This window comes from Megasphaera sp. DJF_B143 (assembly GCF_900320625.1).
Classification (GTDB): Bacteria; Bacillota; Negativicutes; order Veillonellales; family Megasphaeraceae; genus Megasphaera; species Megasphaera hexanoica.
In genome coordinates this window covers 1-5,636 of sequence record NZ_ONTA01000283.1, presented here as the reverse complement: position 1 = coordinate 5,636, position 5,636 = coordinate 1, and the positions used below count along the sequence as shown (strand labels likewise).

Here is a 5,636-nt window from a genome sequence, read left to right as displayed (position 1 = left end):
GGCCAGGGTAGACGAAATTATCGCTGCTATCGGTAAAAGGCAGGGCCGCATCTGTACCAACCGCGATCTGCCACAGTCGGATAATAAGTAGTACCAGGATGACTATTCCTGACGCAGGAGGCAGTTGCTGACACCGCTCGTTGGAAAACCTGAGTAATTGATGCCAGCGGAAGCACGATCTGCAGTAAACGGGAAGAGGCTGAGCAAAATGTACGGCGTAAAAGCCCATTTTGTTGCAGCCTCTTTCTTTTGAATGGGCCAAGTGTGTCTTTAAAAAAAAATCGTTCTATGATATAATGAAACGTCACTTGAACATTGTTTACTAAAAGGGCTTTAGGGATTTTTTACTAAGGCCCCGTTTTCTATGAGGTCGTGTAATATGAATACTTTTTTTCAACGCATGAACGAGGATGCCAATATACATTCCTGTGCTGACTTGTTTATCCAGCCCGGGTGCCACAGCATATACGGTGTCGGAGGATCGGTCAAAACGTCGTTTGCCGCCCGGGCTGTCATGGCTGTGGGAAAACCGGCTCTGATCATTGTACCATCGAAAGAGCAGGAAACGGCCTGGCAGACGGATCTGCAGTTCTTTGCCGCGGATTTACCCGTCTATACATTTCCCTTAGGGGACCGGGCCGTATTTTCAACGACGGCAAAGAGCATGGAACGGACAGCCCGGCAGATGGAAGTATTGGCAGCACTCTGCAGTCATGCTTTTTGTGCCGTCGTCGCGACGATAGAAGAAGCGGCCCAGTTCATCGCGGCGCCGGAACATGTCAATGCAGCAGCGTTTAACGTATCTGCCGGTCAGGATTACGAACGGGAAACGCTGCTCCGGCGCCTGGCAGATGACGGATATGAACGGGTCGATATGGTCGAACGGCGGGGCCATTTTTCTGTGCGCGGTGATATTATCGATGTATTTGCCGTAAACTATGAACAGCCGCTCCGTCTGGAATTTTTCGGCGATACACTGGAAAGCCTGCGCTTTTTTGATGCGTCGAGCCAGAAATCCCTCGATAAGACCGATACGGTCCGTATCCTTCCTTTTGCTATAGATGGCGATAAAGACAAAGAACATACGATCCTCGATTATCTTGACGAAGGCGTTATTATCTGGGATGAACCCAACCGCTGCCGGGAAAATTTAAAGAAATTCCTGAAAGAAAGCGCCGATTACAAAGAATGGCTCTGTTCATGGCGATCTCTGTCCGGTGCAGAACGAAAGGGGACACAGATTGTCCTGTCTCTCATGGCTCAGTCCGTACCGGATATGATGATAGATTCGTCGGCAAGCTTTTCTGCCAAGGCCATGGCCAGTTTCCAGAAACAGTTTGACCTGCTTCACGATGAACTTTCGCATTGGCAGGAAAGCGGCGATGCGATTCTTTTTGTACTCGGCAGCCGCCAGCGGATCGCGACGCTGAAAAGCTGGTTTGCCCAGAACGGATTTTCCGTTTCTGCATACGAAGAGACGACACCCCTTGAGGCCAGCCAGATTTACCTGGCAGAAGGGGAAATACGAAATGGGTTCGAACTGCCTTATGCCAAGTTAGTCGTCATATCTGAACGGGATATTTACGGCATGCAGAAGCACCGCCTGCGCCATCACGTGCAGAAAGGGCAGGAAATCAACGTATTTACCGATCTCAAAGCCGGCGATTATGTCGTTCATGAAGTCCACGGCATCGGCCGCTACGCCGGCATCAAGACCATAGAAATCGACGGCGTCCATAAAGATTATCTGGAAATCCATTATGCCGGAAAAGATATCTTGTATGTCCCGACGGATCAGCTTAATCTGCTGCAGCGTTATATCGGTAATGAAGGTGATACGCCAAAACTGCACAAGATGGGTGGCAGTGACTGGCAGAAGACACGGGCAAAGGCGCAGAAATCGATTACGGACCTGGCGGAAAAACTGGTTGCAGTCTATGCCAAGCGTGAAATCGTCCCAGGATTTGCTTTCCCGCCGGATACGCCGTTCCAGAAAGAATTTGAAGATGCGTTCCCCTATGAAGAAACGGAAGATCAGCTGAAAGCCGTAGCAGAAATCAAAAAGAGCATGGAAAAACCATTCCCGATGGATTGTCTTGTCTGTGGCGATGTTGGTTTTGGCAAGACGGAAGTCGCCATGCGGGCCGTATTCAAAGCCGTCATGGGAGGCAAACAGGTTGCGGTCCTCGTCCCGACGACAGTTCTGGCCCAGCAGCATTTCCAGACTTTTACGGAACGGTTCCGTAATTTTGGTGTCAACTGTGATGTTCTCAACCGGTTCCGGTCACAAAAGGAAAAGAAGGACATCCTGCGCCGGACGCTGACCGGAGAAATCGATGTCCTTATCGGGACTCACAGTCTGCTCAATAAACGTGTGAAATTTAAAGATCTGGGGTTGCTTGTCGTCGATGAAGAACAGCGTTTTGGTGTGGCCCAGAAAGAAAAATGGAAAGCCTGGGCAGCCCATATCGATGTGCTGACTCTGAGCGCGACGCCGATACCACGTACGCTTCATATGTCCCTGGTCAATCTGCGCCAGATGTGTGTCATCGAAACGCCACCGACAGACCGTTTCCCCGTCCAGACCTATGTCACCGAATACGATGCCCGTATTGTCCGTGACGCGGTCATGCGGGAAAAGCACCGGGGCGGGCAGGTATTTTTTGTCTACAACATGGTAGATTCCATCGAAAAAATGAAAGACCAGCTTCAGGCATTACTGCCGGATTTATCTATCGGCATCGCCCACGGCCAGATGGCCGGGACACTGTTGGAACAGGTCATGTTCGACTTTTATGAAGGCCGCTATGATATTCTCCTGTGTTCCAGCCTCGTCGAAAACGGTCTGGATGTAGCCAATGCCAATACGATCATCATCTATGATGCGGACCATTTCGGCCTGTCCCAGCTGTATCAGATGCGGGGCCGTGTCGGCCGCAGTCATCGCATGGCCTATGCCTATTTCCTGTACCGCCGGGATAAAGTCCTGTCGGAAGTGGCAGAAAAACGTCTTCAGGCAATTAAGGAATTTACCGAACTGGGCTCAGGGTTTAAAATAGCCATGCGCGATTTGGAAATCCGCGGTGCCGGCAATCTCCTGGGACGGGAACAGCATGGCAATATTGCCAGTGTCGGGTTTGCCATGTACTGCAGCATGCTGGAAAAAGCCATCGCCAAAGCCCAGAAAGGACAGAGCGATGAACTGCCGCCACCGGAAACGGTCATGGAAACGCATATTGATGCCTTTATCGATGATGCCTACATCAGCAACGGCGGACAGAAGATAGAAATGTATCAGCGTCTGGCCACTATTACCGACGAAAAAGAATTGAATGATTTGGAAAAAGAACTACTGGACCGCTACGGTCGTCCTACCCGTCCCGTAGAGACGCTGCTCCACGCGACGCGGATCCGTCTTACGGGACGCAGCCTGGGCCTTACACTCATCGCCCAAAAACGGGACACGCTGGAATTGAAGTGGCGCAGCCTGCAGGATATGCCACCGCTGGCAGAGCTGACAGGGCCGCTGCGGCGCCGGTTCCGTACGGTACCGGGTATGCCCCTAATGCTGCGGATCAGTCTTGCCGGGGTAGAAGATATCCTGACCTTCTTAGATCAGATTTTTGCGTCTTTCAACACAGTGAGAAAGGGGAATTCCCTTGGCTAACGTTTCTTTCCTGCGGGGAGCTATGGTGCTCACCGTTGCCGGGATTGTCGTAAAAATCCTGGGCGGCGTGAACCGCATTCTCCTGTCCCGCCTTCTGGGCGGTGAGGGAATCGGTCTCTATCAGATGGCCTATCCCATGTATATCCTGCTGCTCAGTATTGTCGGCGCCGGCATTCCTATTGCTGTCTCCATCATGGTGGCCGAGCAGGCGGCCCGGGGCAATTACAGCGGTACGCGGAGGATTTTTCACGTTACTCTGGCTTTCATGGCTGTCATTGCCGTTTTGTGCGGTCTGGGCATGGTGCTGGGAGCCCGCGCACTCATTGCTACGGGGCTTGTCAGTGATGAACGGGCCTACTGGCCTCTGGTCGTACTGGCTCCGGCTTTGTCTTTATCTGTCCTGACCTGCTGCTTTCGCGGCTATTTCCAGGGCCTGCAGCTCATGACTCCGACAGCTTTGTCCCAGATGCTGGACCAGTTCGTCCGGGTGTGTGTCATGCTTACGCTGGCCTGGGTCCTTTTGCCATATGGATTGGTACCGGCTGCCTCCGGAGCTGCTTTTGGCGCTGTCCCCGGTGCAGCGGCTGGACTCTGTATCATCGCCGCATTGTACATCCGCCATGAAAAAAAAGAGCAGCTACCCGATACAGGAACATTTGCACCGTTACACGTCCTGACTGTCATCAGACGCCTGGTTGTCCTTGCCGTTCCGGTCGCGGCAGCTAATATGCTGCTGCCAGCCGTAGCCAGTATTGATTTGTTCATCGTGCCGCGCCGTCTCATTGCTGCCGGATACACGGCTCATGAAGCTACGGCCCTGTTCGGCTATCTTTCTGGCATGGCTAACGGGCTGGTGCAGCTGCCGGCTATCCTGACTATGGCTCTTGCTACCAGTCTCGTCCCGGCAGTCTCGGCAGCCCTTGCCAGTGGCAGAAGAGATCTGGTGCTGGCGCGGACCCATACGGCCATGCGCATTGCCTGCCTGATTACTATTCCCGCTTCCCTGGGACTGGCTGTACTGGCCGTGCCTATTTCACGGCTGCTCTATGCGACACCGGCTGCAGGGCCTTCCATCTGTGTCCTGGGACTGTCAGTGTTCCTCATCGGCCTGCAGCAGGTCACGGGTGGTCTCCTGCAGGGATTGGGCCGTACGGCAATTCCTCTGTATAATATGGCCGCCGCGGCCATTGTCAAAATCGCCCTGAGCTGGTATCTGACGGCCCTGCCCTGGCTGGCTGAAGTAGGGGCCGCCTGGGCGACCAATGCCGATCTGGCTATTGCTGCCGCACTCAATTTATATTTTGCCCGGCGCTACTGCCGCTATGCCGTACAATGGCTTTATATAGGAAAACTATTTCTGGCGGCAGCGGCCATGGCCGGGACAGCCTGGTTTGTCCACAAAGGTTTGTCGGCAGTAGCTCCTGACGCGCTGGCCACGGTCGCCGCTATGGGAATGGCAGCACTGATTTACATCATTTGTCTGTTTGCCTTCCGGGCTATCGCCACTGAGGATGTTGCTAAAATCCCCGTATTGGGGCCCCGTATATATCGCTGGGTAAAAAAACTGGAATAATGACGTTATGGAAAAGAGGCTGATTATGGGAACGATACATATTGTCGGGCTGGGTCCGGGAGATGCCGGCCTGATTACACTTTCGGCTTTCCGGCTTATGCAGGAAGCGCGCTGCCTGCTGCTGCGGACGGCTGTGCATCCGTCTGTTTCTATGCTCGATGAAGCACATATTGCCTACGAGGCACTGGACCGTTTTTATGAACAGGGGACATCTTTTGACAGCGTCTATCAGGGCATTACTGATTATGTGCTGGACCGGGCATCGGAAGGAGATGTCGTCTATGCCGTGCCGGGTAGTCCCGTCGTAGCGGAACGGACGGTACTTATGCTGGAAAAAGAGGGAGCGGGACGTCATATCCCCGTCGTAGTCCATCCGGGGATGAGTTTCCTCGAAGT

General features: G+C 53.1%; 3 protein-coding genes. All 3 read left to right on the top strand.

All coding sequences use genetic code 11. The features are described 5' to 3' along the window. The first annotated feature begins 379 nt into the window (after window positions 1-379). Window positions 380-3,667 (top strand): transcription-repair coupling factor, encoded by a 3,288-nt coding sequence (gene mfd / locus DBO31_RS08270; RefSeq protein WP_150824911.1) that lies wholly within the window; start codon window positions 380-382, stop codon window positions 3,665-3,667. 22 nt (window positions 3,668-3,689) lie between these two features. Further along, entirely contained in the window at window positions 3,690-5,240 is a 1,551-nt protein-coding gene (locus DBO31_RS08265; RefSeq protein WP_369907371.1) for a polysaccharide biosynthesis C-terminal domain-containing protein, read from the top strand. A 25-nt stretch (window positions 5,241-5,265) separates the two neighbouring features. Next, the coding region (locus DBO31_RS08260) for an SAM-dependent methyltransferase (protein WP_234995445.1) at window positions 5,266-5,636 on the top strand (371 nt) is incomplete at its 3' end.